The organism is Methylobacterium sp. UNC300MFChir4.1 (assembly GCF_900110155.1).
GTDB lineage: Bacteria > Pseudomonadota > Alphaproteobacteria > Rhizobiales > Beijerinckiaceae > Methylobacterium.
Genome location: NZ_FOCS01000001.1, coordinates 608,866 through 627,817 on the forward strand (window position 1 = coordinate 608,866; position 18,952 = coordinate 627,817).

Annotated in this window: 20 protein-coding genes; 7 read left to right on the plus strand and 13 right to left on the minus strand. The window is 71.0% G+C overall.

Going from position 1 to position 18,952, the window contains the following annotated elements; translation table 11 throughout:
* Window positions 1-13 precede the first annotated feature (13 nt).
* The 7 genes from BMY19_RS02935 to BMY19_RS02965 all read right to left on the minus strand — a co-directional run bounded on the left by BMY19_RS02935 (window position 14) and on the right by BMY19_RS02965 (window position 4,293).
* A complete protein-coding gene (locus BMY19_RS02935; RefSeq protein ID WP_056527989.1) occupies window positions 14-274 on the minus strand; it encodes a BrnA antitoxin family protein in 261 nt (86 codons plus the stop codon).
* Window positions 275-280: 6 nt separating this feature from the next.
* Window positions 281-598, minus strand: coding sequence for a hypothetical protein (locus BMY19_RS02940; protein WP_100250787.1), 318 nt, complete (start codon window positions 596-598; stop codon window positions 281-283).
* A 299-nt stretch (window positions 599-897) separates the two neighbouring features.
* A complete protein-coding gene (tolA, locus tag BMY19_RS02945; RefSeq protein WP_056527992.1) occupies window positions 898-1,893 on the minus strand; it encodes a cell envelope integrity protein TolA in 996 nt (331 codons plus the stop codon).
* 4 nt (window positions 1,894-1,897) lie between these two features.
* Window positions 1,898-2,392, minus strand: coding sequence for an ExbD/TolR family protein (locus BMY19_RS02950; RefSeq protein ID WP_056527994.1), 495 nt, complete (start codon window positions 2,390-2,392; stop codon window positions 1,898-1,900).
* A gap of 54 nt (window positions 2,393-2,446) precedes the next feature.
* Window positions 2,447-3,136 carry a MotA/TolQ/ExbB proton channel family protein gene (locus tag BMY19_RS02955; protein WP_020092809.1) on the minus strand — a complete coding sequence of 230 codons (690 nt, stop codon included), beginning with the start codon at window positions 3,134-3,136 and terminating at the stop codon, window positions 2,447-2,449.
* 132 nt (window positions 3,137-3,268) lie between these two features.
* Window positions 3,269-3,739 carry a Tat pathway signal protein gene (locus BMY19_RS02960; RefSeq protein WP_100250788.1) on the minus strand — a complete coding sequence of 157 codons (471 nt, stop codon included), beginning with the start codon at window positions 3,737-3,739 and terminating at the stop codon, window positions 3,269-3,271.
* Window positions 3,740-3,813: 74 nt separating this feature from the next.
* On the minus strand, window positions 3,814-4,293 hold the full coding sequence (locus BMY19_RS02965) for a hypothetical protein (RefSeq protein WP_020092807.1): 480 nt from the start codon (window positions 4,291-4,293) through the stop codon (window positions 3,814-3,816).
* 413 nt (window positions 4,294-4,706) lie between these two features.
* Between BMY19_RS02965 and BMY19_RS02970 the strand changes: the two genes are divergently transcribed.
* Both BMY19_RS02970 and BMY19_RS02975 read left to right on the plus strand, forming a co-directional pair.
* Window positions 4,707-5,135, plus strand: coding sequence for an Hsp20 family protein (locus tag BMY19_RS02970; RefSeq protein ID WP_012320108.1), 429 nt, complete (start codon window positions 4,707-4,709; stop codon window positions 5,133-5,135).
* A 101-nt stretch (window positions 5,136-5,236) separates the two neighbouring features.
* Entirely contained in the window at window positions 5,237-5,521 is a 285-nt protein-coding gene (locus BMY19_RS02975; RefSeq protein WP_020092805.1) for a BQ00720 family protein, read from the plus strand.
* 41 nt (window positions 5,522-5,562) lie between these two features.
* Here the strand turns inward: BMY19_RS02975 and BMY19_RS02980 are convergent, their stop codons facing one another.
* On the minus strand, window positions 5,563-6,330 hold the full coding sequence (locus BMY19_RS02980) for an alpha/beta hydrolase (RefSeq protein WP_100250789.1): 768 nt from the start codon (window positions 6,328-6,330) through the stop codon (window positions 5,563-5,565).
* A gap of 107 nt (window positions 6,331-6,437) precedes the next feature.
* Here BMY19_RS02980 and BMY19_RS02985 point away from each other — a divergent pair, with 107 nt between their 5' ends.
* The 3 genes from BMY19_RS02985 to moeB all read left to right on the plus strand — a co-directional run bounded on the left by BMY19_RS02985 (window position 6,438) and on the right by moeB (window position 9,541).
* On the plus strand, window positions 6,438-7,724 hold the full coding sequence (locus BMY19_RS02985) for a glycosyltransferase family 4 protein (protein WP_020092803.1): 1,287 nt from the start codon (window positions 6,438-6,440) through the stop codon (window positions 7,722-7,724).
* 206 nt (window positions 7,725-7,930) lie between these two features.
* Window positions 7,931-8,452, plus strand: coding sequence for a translation initiation factor IF-3 (gene infC, locus BMY19_RS02990; RefSeq protein WP_020092802.1), 522 nt, complete (start codon window positions 7,931-7,933; stop codon window positions 8,450-8,452).
* Window positions 8,453-8,755: 303 nt separating this feature from the next.
* Window positions 8,756-9,541 (plus strand): HesA/MoeB/ThiF family protein, encoded by a 786-nt coding sequence (gene moeB / locus BMY19_RS02995; protein ID WP_100250790.1) that lies wholly within the window; start codon window positions 8,756-8,758, stop codon window positions 9,539-9,541.
* On the opposite strand, the gene BMY19_RS03000 is transcribed toward moeB, so the two are convergent.
* The 5 genes from BMY19_RS03000 to rpmI form a co-directional block, all read right to left on the minus strand.
* The gene (locus BMY19_RS03000) at window positions 9,530-10,411 is read right to left on the minus strand and encodes a DUF1186 domain-containing protein (protein ID WP_100250791.1); all 882 of its coding nucleotides are present in this window, start codon (window positions 10,409-10,411) and stop codon (window positions 9,530-9,532) included. The genes moeB and BMY19_RS03000 overlap by 12 nt on opposite strands.
* A 9-nt stretch (window positions 10,412-10,420) precedes the next feature.
* Window positions 10,421-12,841, minus strand: coding sequence for a phenylalanine--tRNA ligase subunit beta (pheT, locus tag BMY19_RS03005; protein ID WP_100250792.1), 2,421 nt, complete (start codon window positions 12,839-12,841; stop codon window positions 10,421-10,423).
* A gap of 98 nt (window positions 12,842-12,939) precedes the next feature.
* Window positions 12,940-14,022, minus strand: a complete 1,083-nt coding sequence (gene pheS / locus BMY19_RS03010) for a phenylalanine--tRNA ligase subunit alpha (protein ID WP_042674687.1) — start codon at window positions 14,020-14,022, stop codon at window positions 12,940-12,942.
* Between the two features lie 156 nt (window positions 14,023-14,178).
* Complete coding sequence (gene rplT, locus BMY19_RS03015) at window positions 14,179-14,556, minus strand: 50S ribosomal protein L20 (RefSeq protein ID WP_012320099.1); 378 nt, start codon at window positions 14,554-14,556, stop codon at window positions 14,179-14,181.
* Between the two features lie 51 nt (window positions 14,557-14,607).
* Window positions 14,608-14,811, minus strand: a complete 204-nt coding sequence (gene rpmI / locus BMY19_RS03020) for a 50S ribosomal protein L35 (protein WP_007561407.1) — start codon at window positions 14,809-14,811, stop codon at window positions 14,608-14,610.
* Window positions 14,812-15,277: 466 nt separating this feature from the next.
* Between rpmI and BMY19_RS03025 the strand changes: the two genes are divergently transcribed.
* Window positions 15,278-16,408 (plus strand): glycosyltransferase family 4 protein, encoded by a 1,131-nt coding sequence (locus tag BMY19_RS03025; protein ID WP_100250793.1) that lies wholly within the window; start codon window positions 15,278-15,280, stop codon window positions 16,406-16,408.
* A 148-nt stretch (window positions 16,409-16,556) separates the two neighbouring features.
* Entirely contained in the window at window positions 16,557-18,902 is a 2,346-nt protein-coding gene (locus BMY19_RS03030) for an amylo-alpha-1,6-glucosidase (protein WP_020092796.1), read from the plus strand.
* Window positions 18,903-18,952 lie beyond the last annotated feature (50 nt).

Genomic DNA, 18,952 nt, shown 5'->3' on the forward strand with positions numbered 1-18,952 from the left:
CGCGCGGGAGGTCTCAGGCCTCGGCCGCCGGGACGAGGGCCTTGAGCGCCTCGTTGATGCGGTCCTGCCAGCCCGGGCCGTCTTTCTGGAAATGCGCGAGCACGGCGCTGTCGAGGCGCAGGCTCACCACTTCCCGGGAGCCCGGGACCGTCGCCGGCCGCGGCGCGGCCTGAGGCGGCGGAGCGGCCGTCTTCGGGCTCGTCGCGGCCCGGAAGGCCGCCTCGGCTGCCGCGCGCGGGTCGGTGAAGCGGCGGCGGTTGCGGTCTTCGGCCATCGACCTCTAGCCCTTCGCGGTCGTCTTCTTCGGCGCGGCCTTCTTCGCGCTGCTCTTGGCGGCCGCCTTGGCTTCCTTCTCGGCCGCCTTGGCCTGCGCGTCCGCGGCCTCCTTGGCGAGCCGGAGCGAGCGCAGCCGCACCGTCCGCTCGTCCATCGCCTTGATGGCCGCGTGGTGCTCCGCCATCGCCTGGGCGCCCTCGCGAGCCATGCGCTCCGCCCGTTCCGCGCGCTCGGCGCGGTTCTCCGCCCGGGTCTTGGCTTCCGCCTCCGCGTCGCGGGTGGCATTCACCTCGTCGAGGTCGTACTCAGTGTCGTCGTTCATCCTGTCCCTTTCACCCCGGCTCGACGGGTCCGACCCGGCGCAGCCTGCGCGGGACGGGGTCTGAGCGGGTCCGGCCTGTTCGAGGGGCGGGGGGCAAGGCCGGATCGGCGCCCTCCCGCATCGCCGTCAGGCGCGCGGGGAAGGCAGGTTCACGAAGGCTTTAGCATGCCCGCGCGGCCGATGGCGAATCCGGATCGCCGGGTGGGACTGACGGCGCACACCATTCGTACGCGTTCGCCGGACGATCCGGATCGGGCTCGCGGTCGGCCGGGCGGGATCCGGCCCGGATCGTCCTCCGATCAGCGCACGCGGAAGTTGAGCGGAATGGAGACCGACAGGCTGGACTGCGTCACGCCGGGGGGCGCCGCCGGCATCGATCCGCGCACCGCCGCGAGGGCGGCGCTGTCGATCTGGCCGACGCCGCTGGACCGGGCCACGCCGGCGCCCGTCACCTGACCCGAGCGCATCACGGTGAAGCGCACCACCGCGGTCCCGCCGCCGGTGCCGACGGCCGCGTTCACGTTCATCCGGCTGTGGATCGCCGCGCTGATGGCGCCCTGCCACTGGCGCATGGCGCTTGGATCGTTGCCCGCGGCGGCCCGGCCGGCCGCGTTCGCCCGCGAGGCCGACGCCGAACTCCGCTCGGCGCCAGCCCGTGCCTTGGCCTCGCGCGCCTTCGCCTCGCGCGCAGCCTTGGCCTTGGCCTCGCGGATCTCCTCCAGGCGCTCCTGCCGCGCCTCCTCGCGCTTCTGCTCGCGGAGCTTCTCCTCCCGGATCTTGCGCAGCTTGGCCTCGCGCTCCGCCTTCAGCTTCGCCGGATCGGGCGTCGGCTTGGGCGGCTCCTCGGACTTGGCGACCTCGGTGGGCGGCGGCGCCAGCGGCTCGGCGGCCTCGGACGCGGAGGTGATCACCTGGCTCTGCGCCTCCACGGGCTGAGCCTCTTGCGGCATCTCGACCGCCTGGGTGTCCTCCGGCTTCACCTCGGTCATCTCGGTCGGCGGCGGCGGCTGGACGGCCTCGTCGGGCGGCGTGTCCACCGGCTTCGCCTCCGGCGGGGCTTCCTGGCTCATCTGCTGCTCCGCCGGGGCCTCGGTGGCCGCGTCGGTCATGAGCGGCGCGAGGTCGACGGTGATCTGCTGCTCGCCGGGCGGTGCGGGCGGGGAGAGCCGCAGGAACATCACGGCGGCGAGCACGCAGGCGTGCAGCCCGAGGGCGACCAGGAAAGCGGCGAGCAGCCCGGACGGGCGGCGCTCGCCGAGACCGGCCGGCATATCCGTCGACGTGTAGGTGCTCATCGGCTCAGCGCGCGGTCCCTGCGGGGGCGGCGGGGGCGGCCGGGGCGGCGCCAGGCGAGGCCGGAGCGGCGCCGCCGGGCGACTGCGCGATCAGCGACACCTTGGTGAAGCCGGCCTGCCCGACGAGGCCCATGACCTCCATGACCTTTCCGTAGGGCACGTCGCGGTCGCCGCGCACGAGGATCACCTGATCCTTGTCGGCCGCCGCCATCTCGCGCAGGCGCGGCACGATGCTCTCCATCGTGAACACCTCCTTGGCGATGGACGGGTTGCCGTCCTTGTCGACCGTCACCTCGGCGGGCTTCTTCGACTGCGCGACCTTGGGCGCCGCGGTCTTCGGCAGCTGGACCGGCACGCCGGTGGTCATCAGCGGCGCGGCGACCATGAAGATGATCAGCAGCACGAGCATCACGTCGACCATCGGGGTGACGTTGATGTCGGACATCGGCACGTCGTCGAGGTCGTCGTCGTCGTTCGCGCGAATGGATCCCATCGCCATGGGGCGTCTCCGGTACCTTTACGTTCGGCTCTCTGGGGGCTGGCGCCGGCCGCGCTACTCGGCGGCCGCGCGGTGGGCGCCGGCGCGGTCGCGCGCGAGGCGGTTGCCCAGGACCGAGATATAGGACGAGAAGGTGCTCTGGATGCCGCTCACGTCGCTCGAGAGCTTGTTGTAGGCCATCACCGCCGGGATCGCGACGACGAGACCGATCGCCGTGGCGAACAGCGCCTCCGCGATGCCCGGCGCTACGACGGCGAGGGAGGTGTCCTGGCTCCGGGCGATGGACGAGAACGAGTTCATGATGCCCCAGACGGTGCCGAACAGGCCGACGAACGGGGCCGTGGAGCCGGAGGTCGCCAGCAGCGACAGGCCGGTGCGCAGGCGCTTCACCTCGATGGCGAGGGCGCCCTTCATCGCCCGCTCGATGCGGTCGCGGCGCTCGGCCCGGGTCTCGGAGGAATCCTGATCGCGCCACGCGTCGATCGCCGCCTTCACCACGTGGCCGGCGATGCCGCGATGCTCGCCGTCGAGGCTGCCCCCGGAGCGGACCAGATTCGCGAAGGCCTTGGCCTGGCGCCGCGCGGCGGCGAGCCGGATGACCTTCTCGAACACCACCGTCCAGCAGGCGATCGAGGCGATCACCAGCAGGATCATCACGCCCTTCACGATCGGGTCGGCCTGCAGGAACAGGCCGAGGAACGAGAAGTCGTGGGCCGCCTCGATCGGGGCTTGTGTCGGGTCCATCGCGGGCTCCTGGCGTCCTGGTCTCACGCGGCGTCGCGCCGCCATCGTCTCGGGGTGCGGCGAAAGCCGCAGGCCGCCCGGCGGCTCTCGCCGCCGAGCGGTTTGGTCTCGTCAGCCGTCACACCATCCGCATCAGCGGTCGAACGGCAGGCCGGCCTTGCTGTCGGTCTCGGTCCGCTCGAGGCAGGCCTCGCGGCCCGGATCGCCGCCGTCGCAGGTCAGGACGTCGTTCAGGAGGACGCGACCGACCTTGTTGCAGGCGATGCCGGGGAAATCGAAGATCTTCACGATGGTCTTCTTCGGCGGCAGCGGCCCGAGTTCGACCGCCACACGCTTCTGCGCGACGCCCTCGGGGTCGAAGGCGAAGAGATCCACCTTGTAGGACTTGAGGCCCGAACCCTTGTTGTCGATCACCATGGTGATCCGGCAGGCCTCGCCCGCGGTCTCGATCTTGTTGAGCTGCAACTTGATCGGCGCCTTCTCGGACGCGTCCTGCGCCAGGGCCGACACGACGAGCAGCGCCGAGAGCGCGAAGCAGGCCGCCGTGTCGAGGGCGACACGCCCGATCCGACGGCGGTACAGGGGAGCGCGCAGGGCAAGCACCGTGACAAAGTCCTCTTCGAGTTCGCGCCGGCCGGCGGCTCGGGCCGCGCGGTCCGGGGTGACGGGGAGCCGGATCAGTGCAGCACCGTTCCGGCGGGGCAGGAGGCCGGGGCGAGGCGCTCGGCCGCCGCGTCGAGCGGCCCGACCGCGGCGCGGACCGCCGCCACGAGGCGCGGCGCCGCGTCCTGGCCGGTGATCTCGGCCGCGGCGGCCTCGAGATCCGCCCAGAGGCGCTGCCGGCCCCGGTTGATCAGCTTCACCAGCGCGCATTCGTGGCCGGTCACGCGGCAGCAGCTCGCCGGCATGAACGACCAGTCGCCGTCGCGTTCCGCGCGGAGCGCCCGGATGATCGCGACCACGCAGGCGACGAAGCGGCACCCTTCCGTCGGCCCGAGCAACTGCTCGGCCCCGTCGAAGGCCGCGTTCCAGCAGGCGACGTCGCTGGTCATGTAGCCGGCCGCCACGAAGCGGGCCACCGACAGGGCCAGGATGTCGGCCTCGTCGCCGCACACGTCTGCGACGCGCCGCATCGCCGCGTGGTCCGACGGGGTCATGGGCGTGCTCACGGCTCCGGCGCCTCGCGGAAATGGATCGCGGCGATCGAGCTCGGGAGCCGGATCGTCGCCTGCCGCGGCAGTATCCAGGCCCGCCGCCCGGATCAAGGCCCGGCGAGAAAATCAGATTAGTTCCAAACTGTTAGAAGAAAGCGTGGCCGTTGCAGGCTTTGCCTATCGATCCTGCATAAATTTGCCGAAATCTCCCGGAAATGCGCGACCACGGGTCGACGTCGATTCCGGTCCCCTCCCTTGATGGCCCGGAAGGCCTTGGCCATATCTTCGAGTTGCCGGCGTCGTCGCGTCCGGCGGAGCGCTGCCCCGGGCGGGCTCCTGTCGACGAGGTGCTCGAGCATCCCGGGATTGCGGCAGATCCCGGGGTCGGAGGCTTCGCTTTCTGGATGATGGCCGCGATGACTCGATCCTCGCCCTTCGGGCACCCGTTCCTGCTCGGCTTCGACGAGATCGAGCAGGCCCTCGACCGGGTCTCCAAGGCCGCCAACGACGGCTACCCGCCCTACAACATCGAGCGCCTGCCCCGCACCGAGAGCGAGCCCGAGCGCCTGCGGATCACCCTGGCGGTGGCCGGCTTCACCCGCGATCAGCTGGACGTGATGCTGGAGGAGAGCCAACTCGTCGTGCGCGGCCGGCAGGTCGATGAGCGCGAGCGCCACTTCCTGCACCGCGGCATCGCGGCGCGGCAGTTCCAGCGGGCCTTCCTGCTCGCGGACGGCATGGAGGTGCTCGGCGCCGACCTCGCCAACGGCCTCCTGTCGATCGATCTGGTCCGGCCGGAGCCGGACCGCATCGTGCGCAAGATCGATATCGGCGCCCGCGGCTGACGCCGACCGATTGATTGGCCGGCGCGGATCCCCACATCAGGGTGGAGCCGCCGGTGCCTTCAGGATCGGCGGTGGACGCTCTGCCACCCCAGGAGGGCTTTATGACCGATCTGAATCCGTCTCCTCTGACCCCCGCCGATCTCGATCCGGCCGATTTCCAGCCGGCCGATCTCGCGGCGCTGGGCGAGGGGCACATCGCCTACGTCCGGCCGATCCGGTCCGACGAGGTCCGCCGCTTCTTCCCGCAGGCCCCCGAGCTGACGCCCGGCCTCGACCTGTTCGCCCTGCTCTCGGCGAGCGGCGCGCCGATCATGCTCGCCGATTCACGGGACGTCGTGCTGGCCAACGCCGCCGCGCACGACCTGCAGCCCGTCAGCCTGCATTGACCCTGCACCCGACCCGCTGAGAGGCCTGGCCGGGAGACCGGTCAGGCGATCTCGGCCACCGCCGCCAAGAGCCGCGCGATGTCCTGCGGCCGCGACAGGCGGTGGTCGCCGTCGGCGATCAGCGTCAGCACCGTTCCTTCGGCCGGCAGGCGGTCGAGGATCCTCAGGGCGTGAGTGTAGGGGACGTCGGTGTCCCGCATGCCCTGGAGGATGTGCACCGGGCAGCCCGGATCGACTTGGCCGCCCAGCATGCAGTGCTGGCGGCCGTCGTCGATCAGAGCCCGCGTGATCGGGTCCGGCTCCGGCGCGTAGTCGCTGGGCTTCCGGAGGACGCCGTCGCGGATTAGCATGGCGCGCGCCGCCTCGCTGAGGCGGTTCCAGATCAGCTCCTCGGTGAAGTCGAGGGCCGGCGCGATGAGCACCAGCCCCGCCGTGGCCTCCCCGCGCGCGGCCCGGTCGCGGGCCGCCAGGCAGGCGATCCAGCCGCCCATCGACGAGCCGACGAGCACCGGCGCCTCCGTCACGTAGGCCGCCAGGACCGCCTGCGCGTCCTCGAGCCACGACGAGATGGTGCAGTCCGTGAACGTGCCGCCCGAGGCACCGTGAGCGGCGTAGTCGAACCGCACGAGCGCCCGGCCCGTCCGTTCGGCCCAGGCACCGAGCGCCGTCGCCTTGGTCGCGGTCATGTCGGAGCGAAAGCCGCCGAGCCAGACCACCGGCGGCCCGCCGCCCGCGCGCACCCGCACGGCGATGCGGCGGGCCTCGTCGCCGATGCCGACGGTCAGGAACTCGGGGGCCGTATCCGTCATCGTTCTCTCCGGTATCCCTGTCTCGACATGGAAGAAGTCCGGTCCTGAACGGTTCGGCTTCAACTCTCGTTTACCGGACCGTAAAGCCCGGCGGCGATGCTGGATCAATGGCAGCGAGCATTTGGCAGATACCGGCCGGGGGCCTGCGCGTCCTCGCCGAGGGCCCGCGAACGGGCGACGGACCCCACGCCCTGTCGGGTTTCCCGGCGGAGGTCGGGGCGCTGGCCGGCGCCCGCATCCTGCAGATCATCCCCGAACTCGACGCGGGCGGCGCCGAGCGGACCACCGTCGACGTCGCGGGCGGCCTCGCGGCCGTGGGCGCCCGCGCCCTGGTGGCGACCGAGGGCGGACGGCTCGTCGGCGAGTTGCAGGCCAAGGGCGGGCATTGGCTCCGATTCCCGGCCGCGTCGAAGAACCCGGCGTCGATGGCGGTGAACGTCCTGCGGCTGATGGCGCTCTGCCGCCGCGAGAAGGTGCAGATCATCCACGCCCGCTCCCGCGCGCCCGCCTGGGTCGCCCTCGGGGCGGCGCGCCGGCTCGGGCTCCCGTTCGTGACCACCTATCACGGCAGCTATTCCGGCCGGACCGGCGTGAAGGTCCTCTACAACTCGATCATGGCCCGCGGCGACGTGGTGATCGCCAACTCGCACTACACTGCGGACCTGATCCACCGGCTGCACGCCGAGCAGGCCGGCGACCGCGTGCGGGTCATCCACCGCGGCACCGACCTCGCGGTGTTCAACCCGGTGGCGGTCGGGGCCGCCCGGGTCGAGGCCCTGCGCCGAAGCTGGAACGTGGCGCCGCACGAGCGGGTGATCCTGCTGGCCGCCCGCCTCACGGCATGGAAGGGCCACCGCGTGCTGATCGAGGCCGCCGCGCGGATGCGCGATCGCGGCGTCCCGGACCTGGCCGTGGTCCTCGCGGGGGACCCGCAGGGCCGCGCCGCCTACGAGCGCGAGCTCGACGCGCTGATCGCCGCGCGCGGGCTCGAGGGCATCGTCCGCAGGGTCGGGCACTGCACCGACATGCCGGCGGCCTTCCGCGCCGCATCGGTGGTGGCGGTGCCGTCCGTGGAGCCCGAGGCCTTCGGCCGCTCGGCCGTGGAGGCGCAGGCGCTCGGCGCCCCTGTGGTCGTCTCGGATCTCGGCGCGGTGCCGGAGACGGTGCTGGCACCGCCCGAGACCCCCGCCGGCCAGCGCACCGGATGGCGCGTGCCGCCCGGGGACCCGGCCGCGCTCGCCGCCGCTCTGACCGAGGCCCTCTCCCTCGGCGCGAGCGCCCGCGACGCCCTCGGTCGGCGCAGCCGCGCGCATGTCGAGGCGCACTTCTCCCTGGAGCGGATGGTCGGCGACACGCTGGCGGTCTACGCCGAGCTGCTCGGCCGTTCGACCTGAGGGCGTCGGCATGGGACTCGAATCGCGACGCGGCGGCCGATTATTTCCGGCGTCGCGATGGTAGCCGGTTGACTCTGGCCGCGGTTCCACCAACGTTGTATGTCCGGATGAGACCGGAGCGGCTGGCGGTCAGGAGATCTTCCTGAAGATCCGCCGTTTCGCCGTTGCAGCAGGAGACCTAAGCCATTCGTAGACCGATGAGAGCCATGCCGGCCCCGCAGAAGGACGGGCCGCGCGCCAACCGCGACATTCGCGGTGTGCGGGAAGTGCAGCTGATCGACGACACCGGGCAGAACCGCGGCGTCGTTCCCTTCTTCGACGCCCTCAATCTGGCCGAGGAGGCCGGTCTCGATCTCGTGGAGATCGCGCCGAACTCCGTGCCGCCCGTCTGCAAGCTGCTCGATTACGGGCGCTTCCGCTTCAACGAGCAGAAGAAGCAGAACGAGGCCCGCAAGCGGCAGAAGACCGTCGAGGTGAAGGAGATCAAGCTCCGCCCCGGCATCGACAAGCACGACTACGACACCAAGATGAAGTCGGTGCACCGCTTCTTCGAGGAGGGCGACAAGGTCAAGGTGACCCTGCGCTTCCGCGGTCGTGAGATGGCTCACCAGGACATCGGTCTGCGCCTCCTGGAGCGCGTGAAGAGCGAGACCGCCGAGATCGCCAAGGTCGAGAGCGAGCCGATGCTCGAAGGCCGGCAGATGATCATGATCCTCGCGCCGCGCTGAGCGGCCCGGATCCGAGAGACGCGAGACCCGCGCCGCCTCCTCACCGGGGCGGCGTTTCGCGTTCCGAGCCGTCGAACAGCGGATCGTGCGGGGCTATATCGCTTCCTGCTGATCACCGCACCGCCGTCTCTGCGAGCGGAGCGAAGCCACCCAGTGTCGCGCTGCGCTGAGAGACGTCCCGCTGACCTGGGTCGCTTCGCTACGCTCGCGATGACGAGGTCGAAGCGTCGGCCGAGATTCCGACGAGCCTTCGAGACGCGCCCGATCCTTCCATGCGCGGCCACGGCAGTCTATGGGCAGGCCATGGCTCTCGCTCCCGATGAGATCGAACGCTACGCCCGCCACCTCGTCCTCGCGGAGGTCGGCGGTCCCGGTCAGGCCCGGCTCAAGGCCGCCCGGATCCTCATCGTCGGGGCGGGCGGCCTCGGCGCGCCACTGATCCAGTACCTCGCCGCCGCGGGGATCGGCACGATCGGCCTCGTCGACGACGACACGGTCTCGCTGTCCAACCTCCAGCGGCAGGTGATCCACGGGACGCCGGATCTCGGTCGGCCGAAGGTCGAGAGCGCGGCCGACGCGGTGGCGCGCCTCAACCCGCACGTGTCGGTGGTCCCGCTCCCGTTCCGGATCGACGCGGACAACGCCGTCGACCTGATCGCCGGCTACGACCTCGTGGCGGACGGGTCCGACAATTTCGCCACGCGCTACGCGGTGTCGGACGCCTGCTTCCGGGCGCGTCGGCCGCTGGTGACCGCGGCTCTGGGCCGCTTCGACGGCACGCTGACCACGATCCGGGCCCACGAGACGGGGCCCGACGGGACGCCGAACCCGACCTATCGCTGCCTCTTCCCGAACCCGCCGCCGCCCGGCAGCGTGCCCGCCTGCGCGGAGGCCGGCGTGCTCGGCGCGCTCGCCGGCGTCATGGGCTCGCTGATGGCCATGGAGGTGATCCGGGCCGTGGCGGGCTTCGGCGAGCCCCTCGTCGGGCGCCTCCTCATGGTCGACGCCCGCGCCATGCGGTTCGAGACCCTGAGCTACGGCTGGGATCCCGAGAACCCGCTCAGCGGCAGCGGCGCCTCAGCGGCCTAGGGGTTCCGGCGGCATCCAAGGCCCCTCCGCCTCCGCCTTGCCGAGGCAGCACTTCTTGAACTTCTTGCCCGAGCCGCAGGGGCAGGGATCGTTGCGGCCGACATCCTTGAACGTGTTGCGCTGCGGCTCGCCCGCGCCCTCCTCGGCCCAGTCGAGAGCCTCGACCGGATCGTCGAGGTAGCCGTACTGGTAGGGCCCGAGCCGGTCCCGGTCGTCCGGCTTGGTCTCGGCCTTGCGCAGGGCCTCCTTGAACCACCCGGCGTCGCTGATCTCGTCGGTGAGCCGTCCGTCGGCGCGGGCCGCGGCCGCGCGGGGCGCGAGGTCCCGGAAGCCGAGATGCGCGATCGTCTCCTCCCAGCCGACCCAGGCCGGCCCGTCCTCCACCGCGGCCTGCGCGTCGTCGAAACGGACCAGCAGGTCGTGCATCGCGGCCCGGTCGATCCGTCCCTCCAGGGTCAGGAAGGTGCAGGCGCACATCAGCGCCATGCGCGCGTGATCGTCGACCGTGCTGTCCAGGATCAGCCGGAACAGCGGCTGCGGATCGTCGTCGAACAGGCTCGCCACGACCTTGGCCAGCGTCGCCGTGACGGCGTCACCCAGCACCGCGTCGAGGGTCTCCTCGTCGTGCCGGAGCAGCCTGAGGAGCGGCGCGAGGGCGCGCGTGTCCCGGGCATGGGCCATGACGTGCAGGCCCCAGAACAGGAGGTTCGTCTCCTCCGCTGCCAGCTCGCGCCCGTCGGCAGCCGCCTCCAGCAGCGGCAGCGTCGCCTCCGCGACGGCGGCGGGGTGGTTCAGGGCCTCCCGCAACGCCGCCTTCGGCCGGTACTCGGCCGCCGCGAGGTCGTCGATGAGCAGGGCGATCCGGTCCATGGCGGCGCCTCAGGCCCGGAGCGTCGCGCCCGTCTTGCGGGTGACCTCGGCGACGATCCTGGCGCTCACCGCCTCGATCTCCGCGTCGGTCAGGGTCCGCTCGACGGGCTGGAGACGCACCGCGATCGCCACCGACTTCGCGCCGTCCGGCACGCCCGGCCCCTCGTAGAGGTCGAACACGTCGACACCCGTCACCAGCTTGCGCTCGGCGTTCTGGGCGGCCTTGACGATGTCACCCGCCGGCACATCGCGGCCGACCACGAAGGCGAAGTCCCGCGACAGCGGCTGGAATTCCGACAGTGCCAGGGCGGCCTTGGCCTTGGTCGGCTTGAGCTTGGGCAGGGGCAGGGCGTCGAGGACGATCTCGAAGGCCACGAGCGTTCCCTTCAGGTCGAGGGCCTGCAGCGTTCGCGGATGCACCTCCCCGAACCAGCCGATCTCCGTCTTCGGACCGAAGCGCAGCGTGCCGGAGCGGCCGGGATGCAGCCAGGACGGGCCGCCGGGCGTGATCTGGAGGCCGCCGGTCGGCACGCCCAGGCTGCCGAGCAACGCGATGGCGTCCGCCTTGGCGTCGAACGCGTCGACGGTCGCCGCCGTGCCGTCCCAGTGCCGCCCGGCGCCGGCCAGGGTCGCGCCGCCGCGGCGGACCGCCGCCGCGCGGACGGTCTGGCCCTCCGGCACGTCGGAGGCGAAGCACTGGCCGACCTCGAACAGGGCGGCGTCCGGGTAGCCGCGGTCGGCATTGCGTTGCGCCGCGCGCAGGAGGCCCGGCACCAGGCTCGGCCGCATGTCGGACAGCTCCGAGGCGATCGGGTTGGCCAGCACGAGGTCGGCCCCGCCGCCGCCGAACAGGACGGCGTCGTCGTGCGGCACGAACGACCACGTGACCGCCTCCATGAGGCCGCGGCTCGCCAGGGCGCGCTTGGCGAGGCGGGTCCGCTTCTGCATCACGGTGAGCAGCGGGCGGCCGATCCCGGCGAGCGGCGGCAGGGGCTCGGCCACGATCCGGTCGAGCCCGGCGATGCGGACGACCTCCTCGACGAGGTCGGCCTTGCCCTCGACGTCGGGCCGCCAGGTCGGGGGCAGCACCGTCACCCGGTCCCCGGTGCCGGAGACGTGGAAGCCCAGCGTCTCGAGGATCTGCTGCATCTCGGTGCGCGGCACGTCCAGGCCGGCGAGGCGGCGGACCTCGGTCCAGGGGAAGTCGATGCTGCGCCGGGATTCGGGCGGCGCGCCGGCGACGTGCGCCTCGGTCGGCGTTCCGCCGCAGAGATCGACCACCAGCCGCGTCGCGAGGTCGAGGCCGGGAACCGTGAAGGCCGGGTCGACGCCCCGCTCGAAGCGGTAGCGCGCGTCGGTGATGATGCCGAGCCGTCGGCCCGACTGGGCGATGTTGGTCGGGTCCCACAGGGCCGACTCGATCAGCACGTCCGTGGTGCCGGCGTCGCAGCCCGACGCCTCGCCGCCCATGATGCCGGCGATGGATTCGACGCCGTTCGCGTCGGCGATCACCACGGTGTCGTCGGTCAGCGTGTGGGTCCGGCCGTCGAGGGCGCGCAGGCTCTCGCCCGCCCGCGCCCGCCGCACGGTCAGCGTGCCGTCGACCTTGGCGGCGTCGAAGACGTGCAGTGGCCGCCCGCGGTCGAAGGTGACGTAGTTGGTGATGTCGACGAGGCTGTTGATCGGCCGCAGGCCGATGGCGCGCAGCCGGGCCTGCATCCAGGCCGGCGACGGGCCGTTCCGGACGCCGCGCACGAGCCGCAGGGCGAACATCGGGGCGAGGTGCCGGTCGGCCGGATCGAGGGCGAGCTCGACCGCGACCGGGCAGGGACCCTCGCCGCGCAGCGCCGGCAGCGCCTCGCCCTTGAGCGTGCCGAGGCCGGCCGCCGCGAGGTCGCGGGCGATGCCGTGCACGGAGGTGCAGTCCGGCCGGTTCGGCGTCAGGTTGATCTCGATGACCGGGTCGTCGAGCCCGGCGTAGAGCGCGTAGGCCTGGCCGACCGGCGCGTCGGTCGGGAGCTCCAGGATGCCGTCGTGGTCGTCGCCGAGACCGAGCTCGGCGCCCGAGCACAGCATGCCGTGACTCTCGACGCCGCGGATCGTGCCCACCGACAGGGTGATGTTCTTGCCCGGGACGTAGGTGCCGGGCGGCGCGAAGACCGAGACGAGGTCGGCCCGGGCGTTCGGGGCGCCGCAGACCACCTGCACGGGCGCGCCCGCGCCGGTGTCGACCGTGCAGACCCGGAGCCGGTCGGCGTTCGGGTGCTGCTCGGCCGTCAGGATCCGGGCGATCACGTAGGGCCTGAGCGCGGCGGCCTTGTCCTCGACGCCCTCCACCTCAAGGCCGATCCGCGTGAGCGTCTCGGCGACGGTGCCGAGGGAGGCCTCGGTGTCGAGGTGGTCCTTGAGCCAGGAGAGGGTGAATTTCATGATGGACCTTCGAGAGCCCGGTATCGGCTCGACCGTCGGAGGAACAGGATCGCGGGGCCGTCGCCGGGGCCGGGGGGCCGCGGCGGGGCCGGGGCGGCTCAGCCCGTGAGGCCGCCCACGAGGCTCGGCACGTCGAGCGGGCGGAAGCCGTAATGGTCGAGCCAGCGGACGTCGGCCTCGAAGAACGGGCGCAGGTCCGGCATGCCGTATTTCAGCATGGCGATGCGGTCGATGCCGACACCGAAGGCGAAGCCCTGCACCGCGTCCGGGTCGAGCCCGCAATTGCGCAGCACGTTCGGGTGGACCATCCCGCAGCCCAGGATCTCCAGCCAGTCGTCCCCCTCGCCGAAGCGGATCTCGCCGCCCTTGCGCGAGCACTGGATGTCGACCTCGGCGGAGGGCTCGGTGAAGGGGAAGAAGGACGGGCGGAAGCGCATCTTCACGCCGTCGACCTCGAAGAACGCCTTGCAGAACTCCTCCAGCACCCATTTCAGGTTGGCGATGTTGGCCGCCTTGTCGATCACCAGCCCCTCGACCTGGTGGAACATCGGCGTGTGGGTCTGGTCGGAATCGTGCCGGTAGGTCCGCCCCGGGATGATCACGCGGATCGGTGGCGTCTGCGCCCGCATGGTCCGGACCTGTACGGGCGAGGTGTGGGTGCGCAGCACCTTGCGCTGCCCGTCGCGGTCGGGCGCCAGGAAGAAGGTGTCGTGCATCTCGCGGGCCGGGTGGCCGGGCGGGAAGTTGAGCGCTGTGAAGTTCAATTCGTCCGTCTCGATGTCCGGACCCTCGGCGACCGCGAAGCCCATGTCGGCGAAGATCGCGGTGATCTCGTCGATCACCTGGGAGATCGGGTGGATCCGGCCGCGCACCTCGGGGGCCTCGCGGACCGGCAGCGTCACGTCGACCCGCTCGGAGGCGAGGCGGGCCTCCAGGGCGGCCTCGGCGAGTTCGGTCTTGCGGGCGGTGACGGCGCCCTGGACCCGGTCGCGCAGCCCGTTGATCAGGGGCCCGCGCTCCTTGCGCTCGTCCGGCGTCATCGACCCGAGCGTCTTCAGCAGATCCGAGACGCTGCCCTTCTTGCCGAGCGCGGCGACGCGGACCGCGTCGAGGGTGGCCTCGTCGGAGGCCGCGCTCACCTGGGCCAGGAGGTCGCGTTCCAGGGTGTCGAGATCGGTCATCGCTGTCTTCGAGCAGGGTTGGCGGAGTCGGCCGTCGGGCCGTGCTCTCGCGCGTTGCGGGCGCCGGCGCAAGCGCGGGGCGCGGGACCTCGTAAACGACGAAGGCGCGGCTCCCTGGGGAACCGCGCCTTCCGTCCGTCTCGCCTCAGGCCTGGATCAGGCGGCCTTGGCGGTGTTCTGCGGCAGCGCGGCCTTCGCCTTCTCGACGACGGCGGCGAAGCTCGCCGGCTCGTGGATCGCCAGCTCCGACAGGGCCTTGCGGTCGACGACGATGCCGGACTTCGCCAGGCCGTCGATGAAGCGCGAGTAGGTCAGGCCGTGCTCGCGGACCGCCGCGTTGAGGCGCTGAATCCAAAGGGCGCGGAACGTGCGCTTCTTGTTCTTGCGGTCGCGGTAGGCATATTGCATGCCCTTCTCGACCGCCTGCTTGGCGATACGGATCGTATTCTTGCGCCGGCCGTAATAGCCCTTGGCGGCCTTCAGAACCTTCTTGTGCTTCGCGTGACTGGTCACGCCGCGCTTGACGCGGGCCATCGGTTATCTCCTGGATTCGACGAAAGACAGTGGCAACGGGTGTTGAAGGACTTACCGCGCGTTCGGCAGGAAGTACTTCTTCACGTTGGCGGCATCGCCCTCGAACAGGGTCGTGGTGCCGCGCAGGTTGCGGATCTGCTTGGTCGTCCGCTTGATCATCCCGTGGCGCTTGCCGGCCTGGGCGTACATCACCTTGCCGGTGCCGGTGATCTTGAAGCGCTTCTTCGCGCCCGATTTCGTCTTCAACTTGGGCATTTGGCTCTCCGTTGCGCGAAATGATCCCGGACCGACCCGGGAGGATCGGATGAGGTTCGCGCGCTGATGCTTCTGGTGGAGCAGCACGAGCCGCCACGGCAGCCCTATCGGCCGGGCGGTTCGACGCGGGGCGGCTTATGACAGAAAGCTGACGCGGCGGCAACGCCCGCGGATCGGAGCACGAGATCGAGATCCGAGGGAACGCGTCGCCGGGCTCCGGCGTATCGAGCCCTGGGACCGGGCTTCTCTGCACGACACCCGCGCCGGCGAGCCGGCAACGGCGGGGCGGCGGCCGTTTCGCCCGTGCTGATTCGGAGGAATTCGGGGACGGCTTGCGCGCCGCACAAAACGGCGAGGGACAGCGGGTGCGCCAGGAACCATAACCTTAGCCGTCGGTTTCATTCATGTCCCGCTCAGGCCGGCAGGGTTAGACCCCCCGTCAAATTGGCCAACCAGGAGACACTTCGTGCGCATTGCCCAGATCGCTCCGTTGTCGGAGGCCGTCCCTCCGAAGTTCTACGGCGGCACCGAGCGCGTCGTCAGCTGGATTACAGAGGAACTGGTTCGCCAGGGCCACGAAGTCACGCTGTTCGCGAGCGGTGACTCCGAGACGACTGCCAAGCTCGCGGCCTGCACGCCCGAGGGTCTGCGCCTGCTCGGCTACCGGGATCACACGGCCAGCCACCTGGCGATGCTGCATCAGGTGCACCGCCGCGCGCACGAGTTCGACATCCTGCACTTCCACATCGACCTGCTTCAGTACCCGATGTTCGAGGATCTGAACCACAAGTGCATCACCACGATGCACGGTCGCCTGGACGTGCCGGACTTCATGCCGGTCTACCGCACCTTCACGGGCATGCCGCTGGTCTCGATCTCCGACAACCAGCGCCTGCCCATGCCGCCGACCTCCAACTGGCTGGCGACGATCCATCACGGCCTGCCGGCCGAGAACTGCCCGTACTATCCGGAAACCAAGGGCGGCTACCTCGCCTTCCTCGGCCGGATCTCGCCCGAGAAGCGGCCCGACCGCGCGATCGAGATGGCGATCCGCTCCGGCACGCCCCTGAAGATCGCCGCCAAGGTCGACAAGGCCGATCAGGATTACTGGGACGAGGTCATCGAGCCGATGATCCACCACCCGCTGATCGAGTACATCGGCGAGATCAACGAGGAGCAGAAGAAGGACTTTCTCGGCAACGCCCTGGCGCTCGCCTTCCCGATCGACTGGCCGGAGCCCTTCGGCCTCGTGATGATCGAGGCGATGTCGGCCGGCACCCCGGTGATCGCGTTCCGCAACGGTTCCGTGCCGGAGGTCATCAAGGACGGCGTGGGCGGCGTTCTCTGCGAGAACATGGACGACGCCGTGGCCGCGGTCGCCAAGGTGAAGACCATGAGCCGCGCCGGCGTGCGCCGCCACTTCGAGAGCGCCTTCACCGCCGAGTGCATGGTGAAGAAGTACGTCGCCGCCTACGAGGACCTGCTCGCCCGCGGCGCCGACGTGATCAAGCTGCCGAAGTCCGGCTTCATGCCGCAGTACGGCGAGGTCAACGGCTCCGCGCGTCCGGCGATCCCGGTCGCCGCCATGCCGGCCTGAAAGCCGGCACCGGGCTTGCGAGGCGGGGCCGGCTCGGCCTAGCGTCTTAAAGGCGACTCATCCGTAGGGTGAACAAGGGCTGCTGCATCGAAGGGATGCAGCAGCCCTCTCGATTCGCACCCCTCACTTGCACCCGGAGATGCCCTGCATGGCGGCGGACAACACGGCAGCGGCCCACGATGCGAAGGCCCGGACCGCGGCGAGCGCCGGAAGCGTGGCGCACGGATTCCAGGACGCGGACGACGTCCTCCCGACCTATCACATCGAGGCGCAGACCTCCCTGGTCGAGCGGCCGCTGCGCTCGCTGAAGTTCGGCGAGGCCTTCGGCGTCCTCGATTCCTACGGCGACATCGGCGTCCAGCCCGGGCCGGAAGGCCTCTATTTCCAAGACACGCGCTACCTCTCGCGCCTGGAGGTGACGGTCGAGGGCCAGCGCCCGCTGATGCTCTCCTCGGTGATGCAGGACGATAACGGCGCCCTCAGCGTCGACATGACGACGCCCGACATCCGCATCGACGCCCACGACGAGACCTCGATCCCCCGCGAGACGATCGCGATCGAGCGCACCAAGTTCCTGTTTCGCGGCGCCTGCTACGACCGGATCGGCCTCCGTTCCTACGATTCGAAGCACCGTCGCCTGCGCATCGCCGTCACCTTCGACGCGGATTTCCGCGACCTCTTCGAGGTCCGCGGGACAGATCGACAGGAGCGCGGCAAGCGCGGCGTGCTCGTGGCGAGCGACCGCGAGGTGCAGTTCCGCTACGTCGGCCTGGACGAGATCGTCCGGACGACCTCCCTGCATTTCGGCCCGAAGCCCGATTCGATCGAGCCCGGCAAGGTCGTGTTCGACGTGTCGCTCCCGCCGGAGGGCCGGACCTCCCTGTTCATCCGCGTCACCTTCGAGGCGCACCGGGCCTTCACCAAGCCCCCGACCGACACGATGGTCGGCGAGGACGCGGCCGCCAAGCTGACGCTCGCCGCCAATGCCGGCGGTGCCCGGCGCGAGCCGAAGGATCTCGGCGAGGGGACGATCTTCGCCCGCGCTTACCGCGATTCGCGGCGCGACCTGCGGGCGCTGACGGCGGGCATCACCACGATCATCTCGTCGAACGACCAGTTCAACGAGGGGCTGTGCCGGGCGACCGCCGACCTCTACATGCTCGCGAGCCGAACCCCGGAGGGCATCTACCCCTTCGCCGGCATCCCCTGGTACTCCACGGTGTTCGGGCGCGACGGCATCATCACCGCGATGATGGCGCTCTGGATCGACCCGAAATTCGCCCGGGGCGTGCTGCGCTACCTCGCCTCGACCCAGGCCAAGGCGGTCGATCCGGCCGCCGACGCGCAGCCCGGCAAGGTCCTCCACGAGACCCGGCGCGGCGAGATGGCGATGCTCGGCGAGGTGCCGTTCCGGCACTATTACGGCACCATCGACGGCACGCCGCTCTTCGTGATGCTGGCCTGGGAGTACTACGCGGTCACGGGCGACCTCGAGACCGTGCGGGCGATCTGGCCGGCCCTCGAACTCGCGCTCGAATGGATGGACCGCTATGGCGACCGCGACGGCGACGGCTTCGTCGAGTACGCCCGCGACACCGACAAGGGTCTGGAGAACCAGGGCTGGAAGGACAGCCACGACTCGATCTTCCACACCGACGGTCACCTGGCCAAGGGCCCGATCGCCCTCTGCGAGGTGCAGGGCTACGTCTACGCCGCCAAGAACGGCATGGCGAAGCTCGCGGCGCTCCTCGGCCACGACCCGATGGCGGAGCGCCTCACCCAGGAGGCGGCGAGCCTGCGCGAGCGGTTCGACGCGGCGTTCTGGAACGAGGAGATCGGCACCTACGCGCTGGCGCTCGACGGCGCCAAGAAGCAGTGCGCGGTGCGCTCCTCCAATGCCGGCCACGCCCTGTTCACCGGCATCGCCAAGCCGGAGCGGGCGGCGCGAGTCGCCGAGACGCTGCTGTGCAAGGACGGCTTCAACGGCTGGGGCGTGCGCACGATTGCCAAGGGCGAGGCGCGCTACAACCCGATGTCCTACCACAACGGCTCGATCTGGCCGCACGACAACGCGCTGATCGCGATGGGTCTGGCGCGCTACGACCGCAAGCACGAGGCCGCGCGCATCTTCCAGGGGATGTTCGACACCTCGCTCTACCAGGACCAGAAGCGGCTGCCGGAGCTGTTCTGCGGCTTCATGCGCCGCAAGCAGCGCGGCCCCGTCTCGTACCCGGTCGCCTGCAGCCCGCAGGCCTGGGCGGCGGCGGCGCCGTTCGCGTTCCTGGCGGCCTGCCTCGGCCTCGAACTGGACCACGAGCGCAACCGTGTCCGGCTCAAGAACCCGATCCTGCCGGGCTTCCTCGACGGGGTGACGCTCTACAACGTCAAGCTCGGCGGCTCGCGCCTGGACATCCGGTTCCAGCGCTATGACGACGACGTCACCGTGTCGGTGCAGCGCCGCCACGGCGACGTGCAGGTCGTGGTGACCAAGTAGGGCCCGGGACGGGAGTTCCGGGGCGGCCCGCTTCGGGTTAAGCGGGCCGC